The 18,829-nt window shown below is 39.7% G+C and carries 19 protein-coding genes; 10 read left to right on the top strand and 9 right to left on the bottom strand.

The window, feature by feature from the left end:
• The 3 genes from IL356_RS17120 (at position 1) to IL356_RS17110 (ending at position 3,103) form a co-directional block, all read left to right on the top strand.
• A complete protein-coding gene (locus IL356_RS17120) occupies positions 1-936 on the top strand; it encodes a mechanosensitive ion channel family protein (RefSeq protein ID WP_121849792.1) in 936 nt (311 codons plus the stop codon).
• Entirely contained in the window at positions 926-1,801 is an 876-nt protein-coding gene (locus IL356_RS17115; protein WP_121849791.1) for a DUF6268 family outer membrane beta-barrel protein, read from the top strand. Before IL356_RS17120 ends, IL356_RS17115 begins: the two co-directional genes overlap by 11 nt.
• A 138-nt stretch (positions 1,802-1,939) precedes the next feature.
• Positions 1,940-3,103, top strand: a complete 1,164-nt coding sequence (locus tag IL356_RS17110) for a sigma-54-dependent transcriptional regulator (RefSeq protein WP_121849790.1) — start codon at positions 1,940-1,942, stop codon at positions 3,101-3,103.
• A gap of 39 nt (positions 3,104-3,142) precedes the next feature.
• Here IL356_RS17110 and IL356_RS17105 read toward each other — a convergent pair whose 3' ends face one another.
• Positions 3,143-3,835: a hypothetical protein gene (locus tag IL356_RS17105; RefSeq protein ID WP_121849789.1), complete on the bottom strand. Its 693-nt coding sequence runs from the start codon at positions 3,833-3,835 to the stop codon at positions 3,143-3,145.
• Positions 3,836-4,031: 196 nt separating this feature from the next.
• On the opposite strand from IL356_RS17105, the gene IL356_RS17100 reads away from it, so the two are divergent.
• The 3 genes from IL356_RS17100 (at position 4,032) to IL356_RS17090 (ending at position 7,331) form a co-directional block, all read left to right on the top strand.
• Positions 4,032-4,916, top strand: coding sequence for a PPK2 family polyphosphate kinase (locus tag IL356_RS17100; RefSeq protein WP_121849788.1), 885 nt, complete (start codon positions 4,032-4,034; stop codon positions 4,914-4,916).
• Positions 4,913-6,310 (top strand): M20/M25/M40 family metallo-hydrolase, encoded by a 1,398-nt coding sequence (locus tag IL356_RS17095; protein WP_121849787.1) that lies wholly within the window; start codon positions 4,913-4,915, stop codon positions 6,308-6,310. The genes IL356_RS17100 and IL356_RS17095 overlap by 4 nt, the downstream gene beginning before the upstream one ends.
• 88 nt (positions 6,311-6,398) lie before the next feature.
• A complete protein-coding gene (locus tag IL356_RS17090; RefSeq protein WP_121849786.1) occupies positions 6,399-7,331 on the top strand; it encodes a peptidylprolyl isomerase in 933 nt (310 codons plus the stop codon).
• A 441-nt stretch (positions 7,332-7,772) separates the two neighbouring features.
• Here IL356_RS17090 and IL356_RS17085 read toward each other — a convergent pair whose 3' ends face one another.
• The 4 genes from IL356_RS17085 to IL356_RS17070 all read right to left on the bottom strand — a co-directional run bounded on the left by IL356_RS17085 (position 7,773) and on the right by IL356_RS17070 (position 10,138).
• The gene (locus IL356_RS17085) at positions 7,773-7,967 is read right to left on the bottom strand and encodes a cold-shock protein (protein WP_121849785.1); all 195 of its coding nucleotides are present in this window, start codon (positions 7,965-7,967) and stop codon (positions 7,773-7,775) included.
• Between the two features lie 129 nt (positions 7,968-8,096).
• The gene (locus IL356_RS17080) at positions 8,097-8,477 is read right to left on the bottom strand and encodes a hypothetical protein (RefSeq protein WP_121849784.1); all 381 of its coding nucleotides are present in this window, start codon (positions 8,475-8,477) and stop codon (positions 8,097-8,099) included.
• Between the two features lie 5 nt (positions 8,478-8,482).
• A complete protein-coding gene (locus tag IL356_RS17075) occupies positions 8,483-9,331 on the bottom strand; it encodes a hypothetical protein (RefSeq protein ID WP_162987929.1) in 849 nt (282 codons plus the stop codon).
• Between the two features lie 168 nt (positions 9,332-9,499).
• Complete coding sequence (locus tag IL356_RS17070; protein WP_121849782.1) at positions 9,500-10,138, bottom strand: peroxiredoxin; 639 nt, start codon at positions 10,136-10,138, stop codon at positions 9,500-9,502.
• A gap of 111 nt (positions 10,139-10,249) precedes the next feature.
• On the opposite strand from IL356_RS17070, the gene IL356_RS17065 reads away from it, so the two are divergent.
• Positions 10,250-10,795, top strand: coding sequence for a YfiT family bacillithiol transferase (locus IL356_RS17065; protein WP_121849781.1), 546 nt, complete (start codon positions 10,250-10,252; stop codon positions 10,793-10,795).
• Positions 10,796-10,822: 27 nt separating this feature from the next.
• On the opposite strand, the gene IL356_RS17060 is transcribed toward IL356_RS17065, so the two are convergent.
• Positions 10,823-11,377, bottom strand: coding sequence for a thioredoxin family protein (locus tag IL356_RS17060; RefSeq protein WP_121849780.1), 555 nt, complete (start codon positions 11,375-11,377; stop codon positions 10,823-10,825).
• Positions 11,378-11,480: 103 nt separating this feature from the next.
• Between IL356_RS17060 and IL356_RS17055 the strand changes: the two genes are divergently transcribed.
• The 3 genes from IL356_RS17055 to IL356_RS17045 are packed head-to-tail and all read left to right on the top strand — an operon-like array spanning position 11,481 to position 13,774.
• The gene (locus IL356_RS17055; RefSeq protein WP_121849779.1) at positions 11,481-11,819 is read left to right on the top strand and encodes a tRNA-binding protein; all 339 of its coding nucleotides are present in this window, start codon (positions 11,481-11,483) and stop codon (positions 11,817-11,819) included.
• A gap of 3 nt (positions 11,820-11,822) precedes the next feature.
• A complete protein-coding gene (locus tag IL356_RS17050) occupies positions 11,823-12,743 on the top strand; it encodes a bile acid:sodium symporter family protein (protein ID WP_121849778.1) in 921 nt (306 codons plus the stop codon).
• 32 nt (positions 12,744-12,775) lie between these two features.
• Positions 12,776-13,774, top strand: a complete 999-nt coding sequence (locus tag IL356_RS17045) for a lysophospholipid acyltransferase family protein (protein WP_121849777.1) — start codon at positions 12,776-12,778, stop codon at positions 13,772-13,774.
• Between the two features lie 23 nt (positions 13,775-13,797).
• Here the strand turns inward: IL356_RS17045 and IL356_RS17040 are convergent, their stop codons facing one another.
• The 3 genes from IL356_RS17040 to IL356_RS17030 all read right to left on the bottom strand — a co-directional run bounded on the left by IL356_RS17040 (position 13,798) and on the right by IL356_RS17030 (position 18,654).
• On the bottom strand, positions 13,798-16,320 hold the full coding sequence (locus tag IL356_RS17040) for a M14 family metallopeptidase (protein ID WP_121850766.1): 2,523 nt from the start codon (positions 16,318-16,320) through the stop codon (positions 13,798-13,800).
• 131 nt (positions 16,321-16,451) lie between these two features.
• Positions 16,452-16,829 (bottom strand): PUR family DNA/RNA-binding protein, encoded by a 378-nt coding sequence (locus IL356_RS17035; RefSeq protein WP_121849776.1) that lies wholly within the window; start codon positions 16,827-16,829, stop codon positions 16,452-16,454.
• A 70-nt stretch (positions 16,830-16,899) separates the two neighbouring features.
• Positions 16,900-18,654: an ABC transporter ATP-binding protein gene (locus IL356_RS17030; RefSeq protein ID WP_121849775.1), complete on the bottom strand. Its 1,755-nt coding sequence runs from the start codon at positions 18,652-18,654 to the stop codon at positions 16,900-16,902.
• Positions 18,655-18,829 lie beyond the last annotated feature (175 nt).

The raw sequence follows: 18,829 nt of genomic DNA, 5'->3' as shown, positions 1-18,829 counted from the left end.
ATGTATCAAGAAGAACCTAATAAGGTTGTTGAGGTCATAGAGCAAGATATCTGGGGTGCTATAAAAGAATTTTTGCAGCTTGGAATCGGTTATGGCAAAGGCGACCAAAGAATAGAAATTACTATCGGTCTGCTGATAGTTCTTTCCCTTGCATTGATCTTGACCACATTTATACTTAAGTGGCTGCGCTCTCTCTTGACGCGCCGTATGGAAAATGATGATCGCCTCAAGTTCATTAGTGTTTTCAAGTTCATCAGATATGTAGTTTATGTCATAGTCATATTGTTTACGATGAGTGCAGCCGGTATTAATATTACCTTGGTGCTCACTGCTTCTGCTGCCTTGTTCGTAGGTCTGGGGCTCGCCTTGCAAGAACTTTTTCAAGATATCATTGGCGGCATATTCATAATTCTCGATAAATCATTGCATGTGGGGGATATTATTGAAGTTGATGGTAAGGTCGGTAAGGTTTATGAGATAAAACTTCGTACAACAAGGGCGATTACCCGTGATGATAAAGTGATTATTATACCGAACCATCATTTTATTAGTGATATTATCTATAACTATACCCAAAACCATAAAACTACACGTGAAAAAGTGGTAGTGGGTGTCGCTTATGGTAGTGATGTAAATTTGGTAACGAAGATTCTAGAAGAGATAGCGGAAGAACAAAAAGGGCTTATGAAAAATCCAAAACCTTTCGTTCTGTTCGATGATTTTGGAGATTCCGCTCTAATGTTTTCAGTACATTTTTTTATTTCGGACAGTTTTACCGATCCTCGCGTTAAAAGCGAAATGAGATATAAAATTGATGCCAAATTTAGAGAGCATAACATTTCGATACCATTTCCGCAACGCGATGTTCATATATATCAACATGCCCCTTTTCAACATAAAGCTGTAGAAGATACGGCGAAACGTAATGACCAATAGAAAAAGTCTTCTCACTGTAATCGGCTTTTTAAGTGGCCTTTTCACGATACTGGCCCAAACCCCCGATGTAATTAGAGCAGAATACATGCTCATGCCCAAAAACAAATCTGATGCGCAACTTTCGAGAGTCAAGTTGTTGGTGAATTTCCCTATTTCGGTGGGTGATTCCAACAACATTGTCATCGGTAGTGAGTACAATCGGTTGGCCTATGATTTGCAAAGAGAACTGCCCTTTAGTAGTGCAGGATTGAAGCAGTTTCACGTGCTTGATCTGAATATGGCATATGTATTACAGTTCAAACCTGAATGGAGATTTATTGGGGTTTTAACACCACGTTTAGCATCAACGCTAACGGACCCTCTCGAAAATGGAGATTTTTCGGTTAATGCTACCGTTGGTTTTCTGAAGGAGAAGAAAAGTGTTGAAAAGCCCATGAAACTTGTTTTGGGTATTGCCTATAATTCTACTGTGGCACTGCGCATACCCTTACCTATAGTTTATTATGAAAAACGTTTTAGACCAGACTGGAGTTATGTAGTGGGAATTCCCAAAACGGCACTCAAGTACCATTTAAGTGAAAAACATCAATTTCAAGGTGAGTTCATTTTTGATGGTTATTACGTGAATCTTCAAAGCAATATTGTTTTGCCCAATACAGTGACAGCATCTTCAGTGTCATCCTCTGCTGGCCTGATTACTTTTGGTTACCAATACAAGTTGGCTAAAAGCACCTTCTTGTATGGGTATGTGGGTCACACCGTTTTTCAAGATGGTGTTTTGCGCGATGAAGAGCGAAACGATATTTTCACCTTGAACGATGACCCTAGTTTTTATTTACGTACTGGCTTTCGAATCGGTATATAGTCTGACTGGAAGCAATGGAAACTAAAAAAGCGTGAGTGGTATAAAGAAACATCTAAAAAGACGTTAAAACTTTCCATGTCTTGCATGGTACTTGTATCTTACGATAGCAATAATAGATAGATTGAAATCTCAAGAAATATGTCCAAAATACTGGTAATTGAAGATGAGGCGGCGATTAGGCGCGTTTTAATTAAAATATTGTCTGAAGAAAGTGACTCGTACCAATTAGACGAAGCCGAAGATGGCTTAAAAGGTCTGGAAGCCATTAAGAATAATGATTATGATTTGGTGCTTTGTGATATAAAGATGCCAAAAATGGATGGAGTCGAGGTGCTTCAGGCGGCAAAAAAAATCAAGGCCGAAGTTCCTTTTATCATGATTTCGGGTCATGGAGATTTAGATACCGCAGTCAATACAATGCGGTTAGGCGCATTCGATTATATTTCAAAACCACCAGATTTAAACAGACTGTTAACCACCGTTCGCAACGCTCTTGATAGAAAAGAGCTAGTGGCAGAAAACCGCATCCTTAAAAAGAAGGTGGGTAAAAACTACGAAATGGTGGGCGATAGTGTTGAAATTTCGGCCATAAAGGATATGATTGAAAAGGTGGCACCGACCGATGCTAGGGTGCTGATTACTGGCTCAAACGGTACCGGAAAAGAATTGGTGGCCCACTGGTTGCATCAAAAAAGCCAACGTAGTTCGGCGCCATTCATAGAAGTGAACTGTGCTGCAATTCCGTCGGAGCTCATAGAAAGCGAACTTTTCGGTCATGTTAAAGGGGCCTTTACTTCGGCCGTTAAAGATCGGGCCGGAAAATTTGAAGCTGCCAACAAAGGAACCATATTTCTTGATGAGATTGGGGATATGAGTCTTTCTGCACAAGCTAAGGTATTGCGCGCTTTGCAAGAGAATAAAATTAGCAGGGTAGGTACCGATAAAGATATTAAGGTGGATGTTCGGGTCGTGGCGGCAACCAACAAAGACTTGAAGAAAGAAATTGAGGAAAACCGTTTCAGGGAAGATCTGTATCATCGATTGGCCGTAATTTTGATTAAAGTGCCTGCATTAAATGATAGACGTGATGATATACCACTTCTAATTGACCATTTTGCAAAAAAAATCTCAGAAGAGCAGGGGGTAGGCGCTAAATCTTTTTCCGAAAAGGCGATAAAACTCTTAAAGAGTTATGACTGGACGGGTAATATAAGGGAACTTCGAAATGTGGTGGAGCGCCTTATCATACTGGGAGGAAAAGAAGTCAGCGAAGAAGACGTAAAACTGTTTGCCAGCAAATAAGAACTAAATAAGCTCCTCCTATAAAATTCTGGTATTGACTTATTTGCCGCATTCACCAAGTTTGGTCAACGCCTCTGCGGTTATTTCTTTGGTTTTCAGATTATAGTATTTTTTCCCTTCCGAAAGGTTAGGTTTAAGTAACTGCTGCTCGCAAAATTCGAAAATGCGATTGGCGTAAGCTCTAGCTTCAACACAGTTTACTGTAGAAACAACTTTGTCCAACGATTTACGGTAAGACGCTAATGAAGAGTCAACCTTTTGTCTTAAGAGTTTTTCGGAGGGTGGTTCATAAGTTATTTTTTTCTCTCCATGAGGATTCACTGTATTTAAGCTTAACTGATCATTGCCATAAACGCTTATGTGACCCTCATGCTCATCTAAAGACTCTAGGGCCGATTTGGTTTCCTCCAACGCTTTGTTGAGCAAAATATTGGTACTGGCCAATGTTGATGTCTTAGTAGCTAGTTTAAGATGTTCGCTTCCTTCAGAGATAGTGTCGATGGCATATTCGCAGCCACATTTTTCCAAATCAAGCTTCGTTTTTTCTATGGCATTGATTGCCTTGTAGGTATGAAAACGAGATAATTGTAAATCACTCATATCAAGAGCCTTTTCTATTTCGGTCTTGACATAACTAATGTTCGAGCTGGCATAATTGCATGACTGGTTGGTATTGAAAGAAGATAATATACCAATAGTAAACAGATACAATATGTACTTTAGGTGCTTCATAGCCAGATAATTCGGTCGTAAAATTTGGGCGTTTTACGGTGTAAAATTAACATTGTGAGACCGTTACGTCATACTTTTTTCGATGGATGGCACTCTGGAAGCCTGTTTTTGGATGAAAGCCCCTATTTCATTGTTAAACCGTCATTTTTTTTAACGATTTTGGCCTTTCAACGACATTATATTTTATATTCCACCTATGGATACATCAAAAATCATCTCATTTAAGGCAGAGAAGGCCGTGCAGCTCTCTCAAAAGTCTACTTACGAAGACTTCGGGGCCACCGATAAAGAATTAAAGAAAGAACTGGAAAAGGTAAGAGAAGCCTTGGGTGAATTTCAAGATACACTCTATGCCCACGGTAAGTACGGTGTTCTGGTATGCTTGCAAGGAATGGATACTGCAGGAAAGGATAGTTTGATAAGAGAGGTGTTTAAAGACTTCAATGCCAGAGGTGTGGTAGTACACAGTTTTAAAGTACCCACTGAATTAGAGCGTAAACATGATTATCTGTGGCGGCATTATATTGCTTTGCCCGCAAGGGGCAAATTTGGTGTGTTCAATCGTACCCACTACGAAAATGTACTGGTCACAAGGGTTCACCCTGAATATATTTTAGGCGAACTTTTACCTGATGTTAATTCGGTAGAAGATGTCGATAATGCCTTTTGGGATAAACGTTTTGAGCAGATCAATGATTTTGAAAGACACATTGCGGAAAACGGTACCATTGTATTCAAATTTTTTCTTCACCTATCCAAAGAAGAACAGCGACAACGTCTCTTGAGAAGGTTGGCATTGAAACGAAAAAATTGGAAATTTTCACCTGGAGACCTTGATGAAAGAAAATTATGGGATCAGTATCAGACGTATTATGAAGATGCGATCAACCGTACTTCAAAAGCTCATGCGCCTTGGTATATTATACCGGCAGATAACAAAAAGGCCGCTAGGTTAAGTGTTGCCTCCATATTATTGCAAGAGTTAAAAAAATACAAAGATATAAGAGAGCCCGAGCTCGACGATAAAATTAAGGCTAACTTAGATGCCTATAAACAACAGTTAGAAAACGAGAAAGAATGAAGAAAGCCTTCTTAATCCTTTTTTTAAGCTTGTCGATCTTGGGTCAGGCCCAATCTGCAGACGCCGAACAAATCGATAAATTATTTAAAACCGCCTTAACAGAGGGTAAGGCCTATGATTGGTTGAACCACTTGTCAAATCAAATCGGTGGTCGTCTATCCGGATCTGTTCAGGCTCAACAAGCTGTAGAATATACGAAGGCACAGTTAGACTCTCTAGGCCTTGATCGGGTTTGGCTTCAACCGGTGATGGTGCCCAAATGGGTGAGAGGTACACCGGAATTCGCCTATTTCGAGACTTCCCCGGGTTTGTCGACTAACGTTCCAGTTTGTGCTCTAGGTGGCTCAGTGGCTACGCCTATCGGAGGTTTAAAAGCAGGTTTGGTTGAAGTAACGGGGTTGGAAGACCTTAAGAAGATGGATCCCGATAAAATCAAAGGCAAGATTGTATTTTTCAACAGACCAATGGATCCTACTCTGATTAGTACATTCGATGCCTATTCGGGTTGCGTCGATCAAAGATATGCCGGTGCTGCAGAGGCTGCAAAGCTCGGTGCGGTCGGTGTAGTGGTTCGTTCGATGAATCTTCGTCTAGACGATTACCCGCATACAGGCTCTATGAGTTACGAAGACTTGCCGGTTTCAGACCGTATTCCTGCAGCAGCAATAAGTACTAACGGGGCTGAAATATTGAGTACCACTTTAAAGCTTAATCCTGAAACAAAATTTTATTTAAGGCAGAATTGTAAGCAGTTTGAAGATGTAGAATCATTCAATGTTATCGGTGAAATAAAAGGAAGTGAATTCCCTAATGAAGTGATGGTAGTTGGCGGACATTTAGATTCTTGGGATTTGGGTGATGGATCCCACGATGATGGTGCCGGTTGCGTTCAAAGCATGGATGTGTTACGATTGCTGAAGAAAACAGGTTATAGGCCCAAAAGAACCATTCGTGTAGTTCTCTTTATGAATGAGGAGAATGGATTGCGAGGAGGAAATAAATACGCAGAAGTGGCCCAAAGCAAAAACGAAAGGCACATATTCGCTTTAGAGAGCGATGCGGGCGGATTCACGCCAAGAGGTTTTTCATTCGATTGTTCAGAAGCCAATTTGGAGAGGGTGCAAGAATGGAAGAAACTTTTTGAGCCTTATCTAATACACCTGTTTGAAAAGGGATATAGCGGCGCTGATATCGGTCCGTTGAAGAATAATGAAATGGTTTTGGCCGGTTTGCGGCCTGATTCGCAGCGCTATTTTGATCATCATCATGCTGAGAACGATACCTTCGAACATGTAAATAAAAGAGAGTTGGAACTTGGTGCGGCCAGTATGGCAAGTCTTGTCTATCTCTTTGATAAATATGGTATTATTCCTGGTACAAAAATTAAAGGCTAATTCTTTTGCAGGGTTTGCTATGGCCTTCTACAAGTGACCAAAACGAACTAAAATCATTATCTTTGCGGCTCATTTAAATTAGAGCAAAATGCAAGACGGTATATACGCAAAATTCAATACCTCAAAAGGAGAAATTCTCGTTAAATTGACCCATGATAAGACCCCTGGTACGGTAGGTAACTTTGTTGCTTTGGCAGAGGGTAACCAAGATAATAAGGTGAAATCTAAAGGCGAGCCTTACTATGATGGTTTAAAATTTCATAGAGTAATTCCTGATTTTATGATTCAGGGCGGGTGTCCGTTAGGTACGGGTACGGGTGATGCCGGCTACAAATTCGATGATGAGTTTCATCCTGATCTAAAACATTCCGGCCCTGGAGTTCTTTCAATGGCTAATGCTGGTCCGGGTACTAATGGAAGCCAGTTTTTTATCACTCACGGTCCTACACCATGGTTGGATAATAAACACACCGTTTTTGGGCATGTTGAAAGTGGACAAGAAGTGGTAGATGAAGTTGCTCAGGGCGACACGATAGAATCACTTGAAATCGTTCGAGTTGGCGATGAAGCTGAAAGCTGGAACGCAGTTACGGCCTTTAAAACCTTTCAAAGCTCTAGAGAACAGCGTATTGCTGACGAGAAGGCAAGACAGGCGGCAGAATTAGATAAGGTTTCTGCCGGTTTTGATAGTACCGATAGCGGTCTTCGTTATAAAATCATTCAAAAGGGTAACGGTGCCAAAGCGGAGAAAGGTAAAACTGTATCCGTTCATTACGAAGGTTCTTTAATGAGTGGTCAAGTTTTCGATTCTTCTTACAAAAGAAACCAGCCCATAGATTTTAAACTGGGTATTGGGCAAGTTATATCTGGATGGGATGAAGGTATAGGCCTACTACAGGTTGGTGACAAGGCGAGATTTGTTATCCCTTCTGAATTAGCATATGGCAGTTCTGGGGCAGGGGGGGTAATACCACCTAATGCGCCTTTGCTTTTTGATGTTGAGTTGATGGATGTAAAGTAAACCTAACATGGTAGATATAAAAAATGCCCCAAAATATTTTGGGGCATTTTTATTTATAGTTGTTAGAGTAAAGAACTTGTTTTCGAATTAAGAAAATAGAATTTTCAAGTAGTTGCCTTTCGGCAAAACCAACTTAATAAATGATAGAAGATTTAACGGAAAAATCTCCCAATCACGATTTTTTAGCCCTGTCCGTGCTAACCAGAAACAATACGATGTTTACTATTAACAATAGAAACAGAATACCAAAGAAAGTAGCCATAGTTCGTTCAATTAATAATGAAGGGGAAATTTGCAATCTAACCAGTAGATGCATAAAGTAAGGTGGGGTTGCGTCGAAACGTAAGCAAATGTATGAAAAAGATGACTAATCCGTTGATTATCAATAAAAAACCCCAACTAAAAGTTGGGGCAAATACTGTATAAAAAGAGTTATGCGTCCTAGTCTACTACCTTTACATTAACCGCGTTCAGTCCTTTTCTACCCTGTTGTAGTTCGAATTCTACAACATCACCTTCACGAATTTCGTCGATAAGTCCTGAAATGTGTACAAAGTGATCTTCGCTTGAACCATCTTCAGTGATAAAGCCGTATCCCTTTGAATCATTGAAGAACTTAACTGTTCCTTTACTCATAATAAAAAATTAAATTAATTAAAGCGCAAATGTACTGTTATTAATTTAAATGAGTGATTTTTTGTAAGTTATATTTTAAGAGTTTATAATATTCTACCCTACAAAGGCGAAATTTTTGTAAAAAAATATTCAAGTAAGCAGGTTTTTTATCGATGATGCAATATTATCAGTATCTAAACTAATAATGGCCGATGCCATTCCCAAAATTCTAGCTGCCCAATCAATAGCTTTTTGAACAACACCTAGATTTTTATATAAGTTCTGAGTCTTTTCTGTAATTGTTCTAATGGCGTTCAGACTTTCATCAACATCGTTCATAACAAGTAGTGCCGATTTCGTATAAAGTTCAGTGGTTTGCCCTAGCAATTGGTTGTGAAGCTCTTTTAGTTCTGAGTTTTCATCTTCTGTAAGGTTATCAAAATTTTCATATCTATAATCACCTACAGCATTGGTCATGTGCAATAAATCGTCTGCGAGCTGTTTTACTTGTTCAGATGTAAGGTTTGCCATGGCTGTTAATTTAAATTGGATATTATTCTTACTGCTAAAGACAGTCTAGAGCCCAACCGGGCCAGACCACTCTTTACTTCATCGTTTTTCAAGCCCTCGACATGTTCATAAAGAAGGGTGTGCCCGGCCTTTATTTCTAATAATATTTCTGAGAAAACGTCAAGCTCTTTTTGCTGCGCTTCTATATTATTCAATGCATTAAAATAGTCTTCGGCAAATTTGGTGCGTTCGTAAGTAGAAAGGTTTTTGTTGTTTACATGGTCAAAATAAAAGTTCTTGATGCTTTGTTTTTGTACTTCAAGTTTGCCATAAATATTACCGTGAACATTCAGTTCCAAGAAGGTCAATAGTTGTTGAAATGGTTGATAGCCATCAATTACGTAGCTCTTTATTTTTTTTCTTTGGTTGATTCCTGAGAAAGTTCTCAGTAAAAGGCTAGATAGCGTTGAATATGCCTTTACATCATTTTCATTGAGCTTCAGCGAGCCATAATTACCCGTACTCAAGGTTGTCGTCAGGTCTGCCGTTTGGTATTTGGCCAATTGTTTGTCGCTTACAGCCAGCAATCCGTTTAAATATTCTAGTGAAGTGGAGTAGATGATGTTGGTGATACTGTCAGCTTTTACCTCTGGAGAACAATCACACTGTGTACTATGAATGTTGAATTTAGCGACATGTTTTAATTGACAATCTTCTTTACATATTTGATTGAAACTCTGAGGAAGTGTTTCATACGACTGAAGGGCCTCTATAGAAGTTTCAGTGAACTCGGTTACATGCTTGAGTTCATAGCATCCCATCAACATAAAAGAAGAAACAATGGTGATTATTAAATATCTAGATTTACCTGGCATAGAAGCGAATTTTCTTACTACAAGTTAATTAGAATGACAGGTTTACTCCATATTTAATTTCATTTTTTATCGGTCATCTAATTTCCTTGAAGGAAAAAGTCATTTTGGAGGGAAATAAAAAAACCTTGCAGTCGATTGCAAGGTTTTTTCAACTCAAACTTAAAATCTTTAAGCCGTAGGATCGGGTGTCATTCGTAAATATGGTTTTACTTCTTCAACACCTTTAGAGAATATGCCTTTGGCATCTTCTGTGCTGATGGCTGGACTAACTACCACATTTTCACCTTTTTTCCAGTTGGCAGGTGTGGCCACTTTATGGTATGCCGTAAGTTGAAGCGAATCAACTACACGTAAAAGCTCATAAAAGTTTCTACCTGTCGAAGCGGGATAAGTGATAATCAATTTTACCGTTTTATCAGGAGCAATTATAAAAACCGAACGTACCGTAAGATTATTATCTGCATTCGGGTGTATCATATCATAGAGATCTGAAACTTTTTTATCCTCATCTGCGATAATAGGAAAGTTCACAGTAGTATTCTGAACCTCGTTGATATCTTTGATCCACTCGGCGTGTGAACTGGCTCCATCAACACTTAATGCGAGCATCTTTACATTTCTTTTATCGAACTCGTCTTTGAACTTGGCCGCAGTACCCAATTCGGTAGTACAAACGGGGGTGAAATCTGCAGGGTGAGAAAATAGAATACCCCAACCATCACCTAAATAATCATAGAAGTTAATGGTGCCCATTGAGCTATCGGCTGTAAAATCAGGGGCCTTGTCGCCCAGTCGTATAGTTGCCATATATGTTTTGTTTTTAGATTAAAAATTAAATCCCTATAAAATTAGTAGATTAATAAGAGTTGGGCATGGTTTTATGGTTAAAAATGTATTAAAGTTTAGTACATTTAGGTTATGGATGCATCAACACTTGAAAGCTTAAAATACCCAATCGGTAAGTTCACTGTACCGGATACGATTACGACTGAAATGATTGCCGAATGGACCAAAGTTTTAGAAGAGTTGCCCGGTAAATTGAAGAATTTGGTGCAGAACTTGAACAAAGAACAGTTAGACTCCCCATACCGCCCTGGCGGGTGGACAGTAAGACAAACTGTGCACCACATGGCCGATAGCCATCATAATAGTTATATAAGATTTAAGTGGGCCTTAACCGAAGATAGGCCATTGATAAAGGCTTATGATGAAAAAGCGTGGGCCGAACTTTTCGATAGCAAGAGCGCCCCTATCGATATGTCTTTAAGTCATTTGAGTGCCGTGCACGCCAAATTGGTCTATTTGATAAAGGGGCTGTCGAATGAGGCTTTGAAGCGAGAGTTTTTACATCCTGAAGGCAATATAGCAACCAGTTTAGAAGAGAATGTAGGTAGATATGCTTGGCATAGCCAACACCATTTTGCCCACATCAAGAATTTATTGAAGAGAGAGGGCTGGTTGTAAAACTACTTTCCGATTTCTTTGAATGGTTTATTTCCACTTAATATTGCATCCGATACTCGGCTTTTGGTCAGAATCAACCTCTTTGTTTTCCAATAGTGCGTTCATGGCAGCTGTTAAATCCTTGCCTGTGACAGGAATACCGTTTCCGGGTCTAGAATCGTCAAGTTGTCCCCGATAGATCAATTTCATGGCCGAATCAAAGAGATAGAAATCTGGGGTACAGGCGGCATCATAATCTTTTGCCACTGTTTGTGTTTCGTCGTAGAGATACGGAAAGCTATAATTCTCTTGTTGGGCAGTCTCTTTCATTAAATGCGGAGCATCTTGCGGATAGTTTTCTACATCATTGCTTGATATAGCGATAAACTTAATTCCTTTTGGCTGAAATTTATTGGCAAGGTCGGCAACGGTCAAGTTAACATGTTTTACGAAGGGGCAATGGTTACAAATGAACATGATGACAGTTCCTTTTAAACCCTGTATTTTTTCAAGCTTTACGCGATTACCGGATACAGTATCAACTAGTTCGAATGTTGGGGCTTGGGTTCCTAACGGAAGCATATTACTGGGTGTTCTTGCCATGTTCTGTTTCTTTTACCGTAAAGGTAAAAAGTATTTTTCGCCAAGCTTTGCTATCTTGGTTTCAATTTTAACCAATCTACTTTGAGTAGAAACGATTCATTTTATGGAAAATCAAATTTCGTGGGGCGATTTTGCAAAAATCGACATGCGCGTAGGAACTATTATTGAGGTAAACGACTTTCCTGAGGCTAGAAACCCAGCTTATCAAATACATGTCGATTTTGGCGAGGATATAGGTGTTAAAAAGACTTCGGCGCAGATTACCGTTCGCTATTCGAAAGAAGAACTTATTGGCTGCCAGGTGATCGCCGTTGTCAATTTTCCTAAAAAGCAGATAGCCAATTTTATGAGTGAATGTCTTATATTGGGGGCCGTCAAAGGCAAAGAGGTCATACTTCTACAACCTAAGTCGAATGTTGCCAATGGCCTAAAAATTTCTTAATCTTTGAATGAAGAATTAATAGATAGCGTACTCTTAAATTTTGATTCTCGTTCTCAATGGGCACTGAACATTGTTTTGGCTTTTGTCATGTTCGGTATCGCCTTGGAAATATCTATTGACGATTTTAAAAGAGTAGTTAAAAACCCAAAAGCCATTTTTATTGGGGTGGTATGCCAATTCGTACTATTGCCTGCTCTTACCTTTTTTTTGGTCTACACCTTAGAACCGATAGCCAGTATTGCTATGGGTATGTTCATGGTGGCCGCCTGCCCGGGAGGTAACGTATCTAATTTTATAACTCATTTAGCGGGTGGAGATACGGCACTTTCAATTAGTATGACGGCTACAGCAACCTTATTGGCTGTGGTAATGACTCCCCTAAACCTCCAACTTTGGGCCAGTTTTTATGACCCGACGGCAGAGATTTTACGAGATGTTGCGGTTTCTCCTTCTGAAATGATCAGATTGGTTCTGCTACTTCTAGGCCTGCCTTTGTGTCTTGGTTTGGCCATCAATTATTGGAAAAAAGAGTGGGCCCTTAAGGTAGGTAAGGTATTGAAGATAATTTCACTGCTATTCTTTATAGCCCTTATCTTTATAGCCTTGTTCAAGAATGTCGATGTCTTTTTAGATTACGTTCTCTATGTTTTTTGGCTTGTTGTCATTCATAATTTATTAGCTTTTTTTACCGGATTTTCAATCGCTTCGTTGGCAAGACTTTCTCCTCAAGAAATAAGATCGATAACCATTGAGACTGGTATTCAAAACTCTGGCTTGGGCCTATTGTTGATTTTTTCATTTTTCAACGGTTTGGGTGGGATGGCTATTTTGGCCGCTTTTTGGGGTATTTGGCATTTAATCTCCGGATTGTCGTTAGCTGCTTTTTGGGGTTATAGACCCATTAAATCAAAAACATTGGTTTGAAAAGTTTTTGGTATTGCTTATTGAAGGCATATATGAAAATTTCGCTTCACTTTTATTTTGGGAAAATTGAGGTACATGGTCTCGAGAATATTCCAAAAAATGGAGCTGTACTTTTTTTGCCCAATCATCAAAAGGCACTGATGGATGTTCTTCTGATAGTAGTCGATTGCCAAAGAAAACCATATTTTCTAGCACGCTCCGATATTTTTCGCAAAAAGGTACTAAAAGGGTTCTTTGCTTTTTTGAGGATGATCCCTATTTATAGAATGCGAGATGGAAGAAAATCGTTGGCAAATAATGAAGTTGTTTTTAACCAATGTGCCCAATTGTTCAAAAAAGAAGAAGCTATTGTCATTTTTCCAGAAGCAAATCACAATTTAAGACGTAGGGTTCGCCCTCTTAGCAAAGGTTTCACCCGTATTGTTTTTAATTCTTTGGGGGGAAATCCCAATGGAGAAATACTTTTGGTACCCGTTGGATTGAACTATCAAGAGAAGGGTAGGTTCCCCGATAGGGTCGCGCTGTACTATGGAAAACCAATAGCCTCTTCGAGATTCTATGATGTCCATAATGCAAATGAATCTACCACCGCACTCAAACTTGCTGTTTCAGGAGAATTAAAAAAACTGACCACCCATATTGAAGATGCAAGTAATTATGAAGCCATAGAGAAGGCACTTATAAATCAAAAAGTTGACTTTTTAAATCCGAAGGAGGTAAATAATGCTATTCAACATCTAGACTTCAATACCTATTCTTCAAGTACGATTAAAAAAGGGCTCAATTTTTTTGATTTGCTTTTCAAGACACTTAATATTCTTTGGCTCTTACCGTGGTATTTTCTGGTAAAACCAAAAGTTTGGGAGCCTGAATTTTTATCGACCATGCGGTTCGCTTACGCTATGGTAGTCTATCCTTCCTATCTATTGATTTTAGGGGCCGCATTTTTCATTTTTGCTGACATATTACTTGCCATCGGGGTCATATTGGCCATTTTCACCTTTAACTTTCTATATGTTAGAACAAGATGATTTCTTAACGGTGTCAGTTGATATTACATAGAATCACCAAAGAAGATGGCATTCATTAACAACTTATTAGTACCATACCAAAAAGCCCTAAAATTGGTATTGTCTGTGAAGGCCATTACCCGCCCTTTGCCTAGTCGACCAACTTGAAAAGGTACGCTGTTCTTTAACAAAACGTAGTTTTCTTCTGAGATATACCCGCTTAAGAGGGCATTATTTGTGTACTGAATCGGGTTATTATAGCTATCTCGATGAGGTTTGATATAAATATTGGTATTTCTGAATAATGGAAGATGGTCGTTAACAAATCCGAAATTGATAGGATGCGATAAATCGAGTTTGGCTCCAAAGATAGCGCCGCCTGTTTCTTGGGCGCCATGAAAATTTTTCTTTTCGGCGAACGAAATATTCTTTACCGATAGTGAATCGGTTTTTAAATCTAAAGTCAAGAGTCCACGGTCGTTAAATAGTTTGGCAGCCGAACGATAACCTATAAGTGAACCCCCGTTTTTGACCCAGTTTTTCAATTTGCTCCAATGGGCCTTTGATAAAGTCTTTCCGCTAAGGCTTGGTATAATAATATCGGTGTATTTCTGAAGATCGGTACTGCTTAGATTTGCTACATCTAATTTTGTCAGTTGTATTTCATATCGCGTATCGAATAAGTGCCATATTTCACCGGCATCATAAGACCTTACGCCTTCACCCGTTAACAATGCTATTTTCTGTCTTTTTAGGGTCTCAAAATCATTACTGCCTAAGTCAATGCCTTGGGTTTGACCCGTACCTATGGCATCCATTTGAACAAAACTTGCTTCGGCGATAGACTTCAGCCTCTCGCGAATAGTAGCGGAGTTCAAATTTTGGTTGGCTGCGGGCACGAAAATAGTTCCGTATCCATAAGATTTACCGTTCAATTGAAACGGCTTCAAGGCTACCTTGGCTCTCAGTCCGGTTTCTAGAATAGCGTTTAGGGCCTTCGGGGTATAGTATTCGTTCCATTCGAACAAAAAACCATAAGCACCATCACCTTCTATACCTCCCTTTAAATTGGGAAGTTCCACTACCTCGTTTCCGGCATTTTGTAAGGACCTAATTTCAGTATGGTCTAGGTTGAAGGCTAAAGGAAATGACCATGCCGAAATATCATAAAAAATGCTATCGTTGAATTGGGTTCTTTTTTCGAACATAGCTTTAATGAGTCGGTGGTTCTTTTGACTCATGGGTATGATATAACTATGCCCTTTTTTATAAGTGGTGCCATTTACTCGAACGTCTCCTTTCAGTTCATGAAATTTAATTTTATGTCGATGAAGAATTTCTACTAAGTGCCAAGCTTTGGCTGCGTCTTTTTGATCGCCGAACATGATCGCCCTCGATCGGCCGATGACCGACTCAAGCCCCACTTCTTTATAGAACTGCTGTTGGTACTGTAGCAGTTTGACCCTTAGATTACTCGCTGCTTCGAGGGTAGAAAGGGCAGTGGTCATTTGGTTGCGAATGGTAAACGGAAAAGTCAAAACTCCATTTTCGGTTTCCTGCGCGTGCCCTCTTGAACTGGCCTGTTCAAAGAGAATTCCGATTCCCCCGGTAATATCCGGAAAGGTCGAGCCCTTTCCATAGAAAAAATCATCATATTGCTCTTCAGAATAATAGAGTGAGCCGATTTTATCAAGGGCCTTTGCGTGATAACTTCCTATTTCGGCAGTAAGGCTTTGATTGGTTTTAGGGGTTAATGGGTGCACTCGTGAAGGTACCCCGGGTTGAAAGAAAAATGTAGAATTAGTGCCCATCTCATGATGGTCGGTCAATATATTGGGCATCCACTCGTAAAAAGTTTCTATTCTCGCCCTGCTTTCGGGTAGTTGAACGGGCAACCAATCTCTGTTCATGTCGAACCAATAATGATTGGTTCGCCCTCCTGGCCAAGCCTCATGGTATTCTCGGTCGTTTGGATCGGTATTAGGGCTTACAGGTCTGTTGGTATTGGCCCAGTGTGCAAATCTCTGAAGGCCATCGGGGTTGAAAGAAGGATCTAGTAGAATTACGGTGTTGTTCAATATTTGCTCAATTTCAGGGCCTTCGGCGGCAGCGAGATAATAAGCGTAGGCCAACGCCGCGTTGGATCCGCTGGGTTCGTTGCCGTGAATTGAAAAACCTTGATAGATTACAACAGGCATTTCATCAACAGATTTTGACCTGCCAGAGTCTTCTGTAAGTGACATATGCTCATTTCGAATTTCTTCCAATCTACTATGATTGCCCTCAGAAGTTATGGTAAGAAGCAATAAGGGGCGACCTTCAAAGGTTTTTCCGCGATTGATTAAACTCACTCTTTCACTGGCCTTGGCAAGTGCTGTCATGTAGAAAAACAATTTGTCGTGGGTAACATGCCATTCACCTACCTCATGGCCAATAATCTCTTTAGGTTTTGGAATGTTTTTGTTATAGGTTAGGTTCTCGGGGAGGTAATAATCTAACCCTACTGTTTGTTGTGCGTTGGCAAACGTTGCAACAAGTAGAAAAGAAAGAAGGAAAAGACTTCGCATTTGAGCAGTTTTACCTATAAATGTACCCAAAACCAATCAAATGTGGCTTGGATAAATTTATGCGGAGCGGCTTTGCCCAAAAATGAAATGAAAAAAGGCCCCATTAAGAGGCCTATAATTTATGTGAAGATTTATATGTCATCGAAGCTAACATCGGTAAAGCTATCGGTTGTTTTAACCTCACCGTTGCTACTTACTTCCTCTTCTTCTTTTTTGAAATCTTTTTGATGTCGTTCAGAAATTACTTCGGTACCTTTCTCATCAATGATATAGTCCATCATTTCTTCAACGTTCTCTCTAAAGGCGGCAAAATCTTCTTTGTAAAGATAGATTTTGTGTTTTTTGTAATGGAAAGAACCATCGTCGTGTGTAAATTTTTTGCTTTCGGTGATGGTCAGATAATAATCCCCGGCTTTCGTACTTCTTACATCAAAAAAATAGGTGCGTCTCCCTGCTCTTAAAACTTTGGAATAAATCTCCTCTTGGTCCATTGCATCTTTTTCGCTCATCTCGAAATCATGTCTAGTTAATAGTTAATCTATCAAAAATGTGAAAAAAATGTCAATACGCCAAAATTTTCTAATTTTCTTTCTCGGATAGCTGGGTGGCGTAGAGTTCTTTGTAATACCCTTCTTGAGTGTTCAATTCTTCGTGCGTACCTTCTTGCAAAAGCCTACCATCTTCGAGTACGAGAATTCGGTCGGCGTTCTTTGCCGATGACACCCTATGACTTACGATTAAAGTGGTTTTATGTTTAGAGGCTTTTTTAAGGTTGTTGAGAATTTCTTCTTCTGTTTCGGTATCAACAGCTGAAAGACAATCATCAAATAAATAAATAACAGGATCCTTCAAAAGCGCCCTGGCTATGGAGACCCTTTGTTTTTGACCTCCACTTAGTGTAATACCACGCTCCCCTAACACAGTATCGTACCCCTTTGCAAAACCTTGAATGTTGGTGTGTACAACCGCATCTTTGGCAGCTTGAACAACCTCTTCATCAGAAGCGGTTTCTTTACCGAACTTGATATTGTTCTTGATGGAATCGGAAAATAAAAAGGCATCTTGCGGAACGGCCCCAACAGCATTTCTAAGACATTCGAGATTTAAATGGGTGATAGGGGTATTATCAATATAAATTTCACCCGAGCTTACGTCATATAGACGGGCGACCAAATCTAAGATGGTAGACTTACCGGACCCTGTCTTGCCTAAAATTGCAACAGTCTCCCCAGTATTTATGGCAAACGAAATGTTCTTCAAGGCCGTAATTTCAGTGTCTTCATAAGTGAAGCTTACATTTTTGAACTCAATTTTACCGGTTATGGGTGTTTCAGCGGTTACCGTATTTTGAATATCAGGGCTTTCGGTCAAAAATTCATTGATGCGTTTTTGCGAAGCCTCGGCTCGCTGGATTATCGAGGTGAGCCATCCGATGATGGCAACCGGCCAAGTTAGCATGTTCACATAAATGATAAACTCTGCGATGACACCGACCGATTCGATTTCTCCATCTAAAAATTGTTTCCCACCGATATAAATTACAAAAATATTACTGACCCCAATCAGTAAAACCATTAACGGAAAGAACCATGCATTAACACGTGCTAACGACATGCTCTTATCTTTTCCTTCGACCGCCAATAGGGCGAGGTCGTTGTTAATCTGAGGCTCAAGAGCATACGCCTTAATCACCGAAACTCCTGAAAAAACCTCTTGGGTAAAGGTCGAGAGGGTAGAGAGGTATTCTTGAACTACGGTACTGCGCTCGTGAATTACTTTACTTATTTTGTAGATAAGCACCGATAGTATAGGCAGGGGAATCAATGTGTAAGCAGCCAAGGTAGGTGCTGTTATGAACATAATGGGTACAATGCAGATGAAGAGGGTAGCGGTATTTATACCATACATGAGAGCCGGCCCGGCATACATTCTTACTTGTGAGACATCTTCACTGATACGGTTCATCAAATCACCGGTCCTATTTTTCTTGTAGAAATTTAGACTGAGCAATTGATAGTGATCGAAAACCTCATTTTTTAAGTCGTATTCGATATATCTCGAAACGTTAATAATGGTTTGGCGCATTAAAAAAGTGAAAACCCCGGAAAGTAACGCCGCACCTACAATTATAAGTATGTATTCAAGCAGTAGCGTTTTGGCTTCAGATTCGGTAACGGTGGAAGCAATAAAATCTTCAATGACCTTTATCGATTCTTTTACGTAAGAAGGCATGACCAATTGAAGTATACGTGCTACAATGGTTATGAAAAGTCCGATAAGAAGCTTTTTCCAGTATTTTTTGAAATACTTGTTGAGGTGCTTTAATTCCTTCATTGATAAGGTGGCTAGTCAGCTAAGGGGTTTTAGCAATTGGCCAAAGATAGGGCTTTAAGAGAAAAGCGAATGTTATAAAAGTTATAAGGTAGAGCAGAAATTTTTGAAATCGCGGTTTTACGGCGTCGGCCATTATAGGTCGAAAAGTGGTGGCCTAATCAATTGAATTTCATCC

It is taken from the genome of Euzebyella marina, from assembly GCF_014855515.1.
Lineage (GTDB): Bacteria > Bacteroidota > Bacteroidia > Flavobacteriales > Flavobacteriaceae > Euzebyella > Euzebyella marina.
Note: the sequence above shows the minus strand (reverse complement) of the source record. Positions and strands in the feature narration are given on the sequence as shown.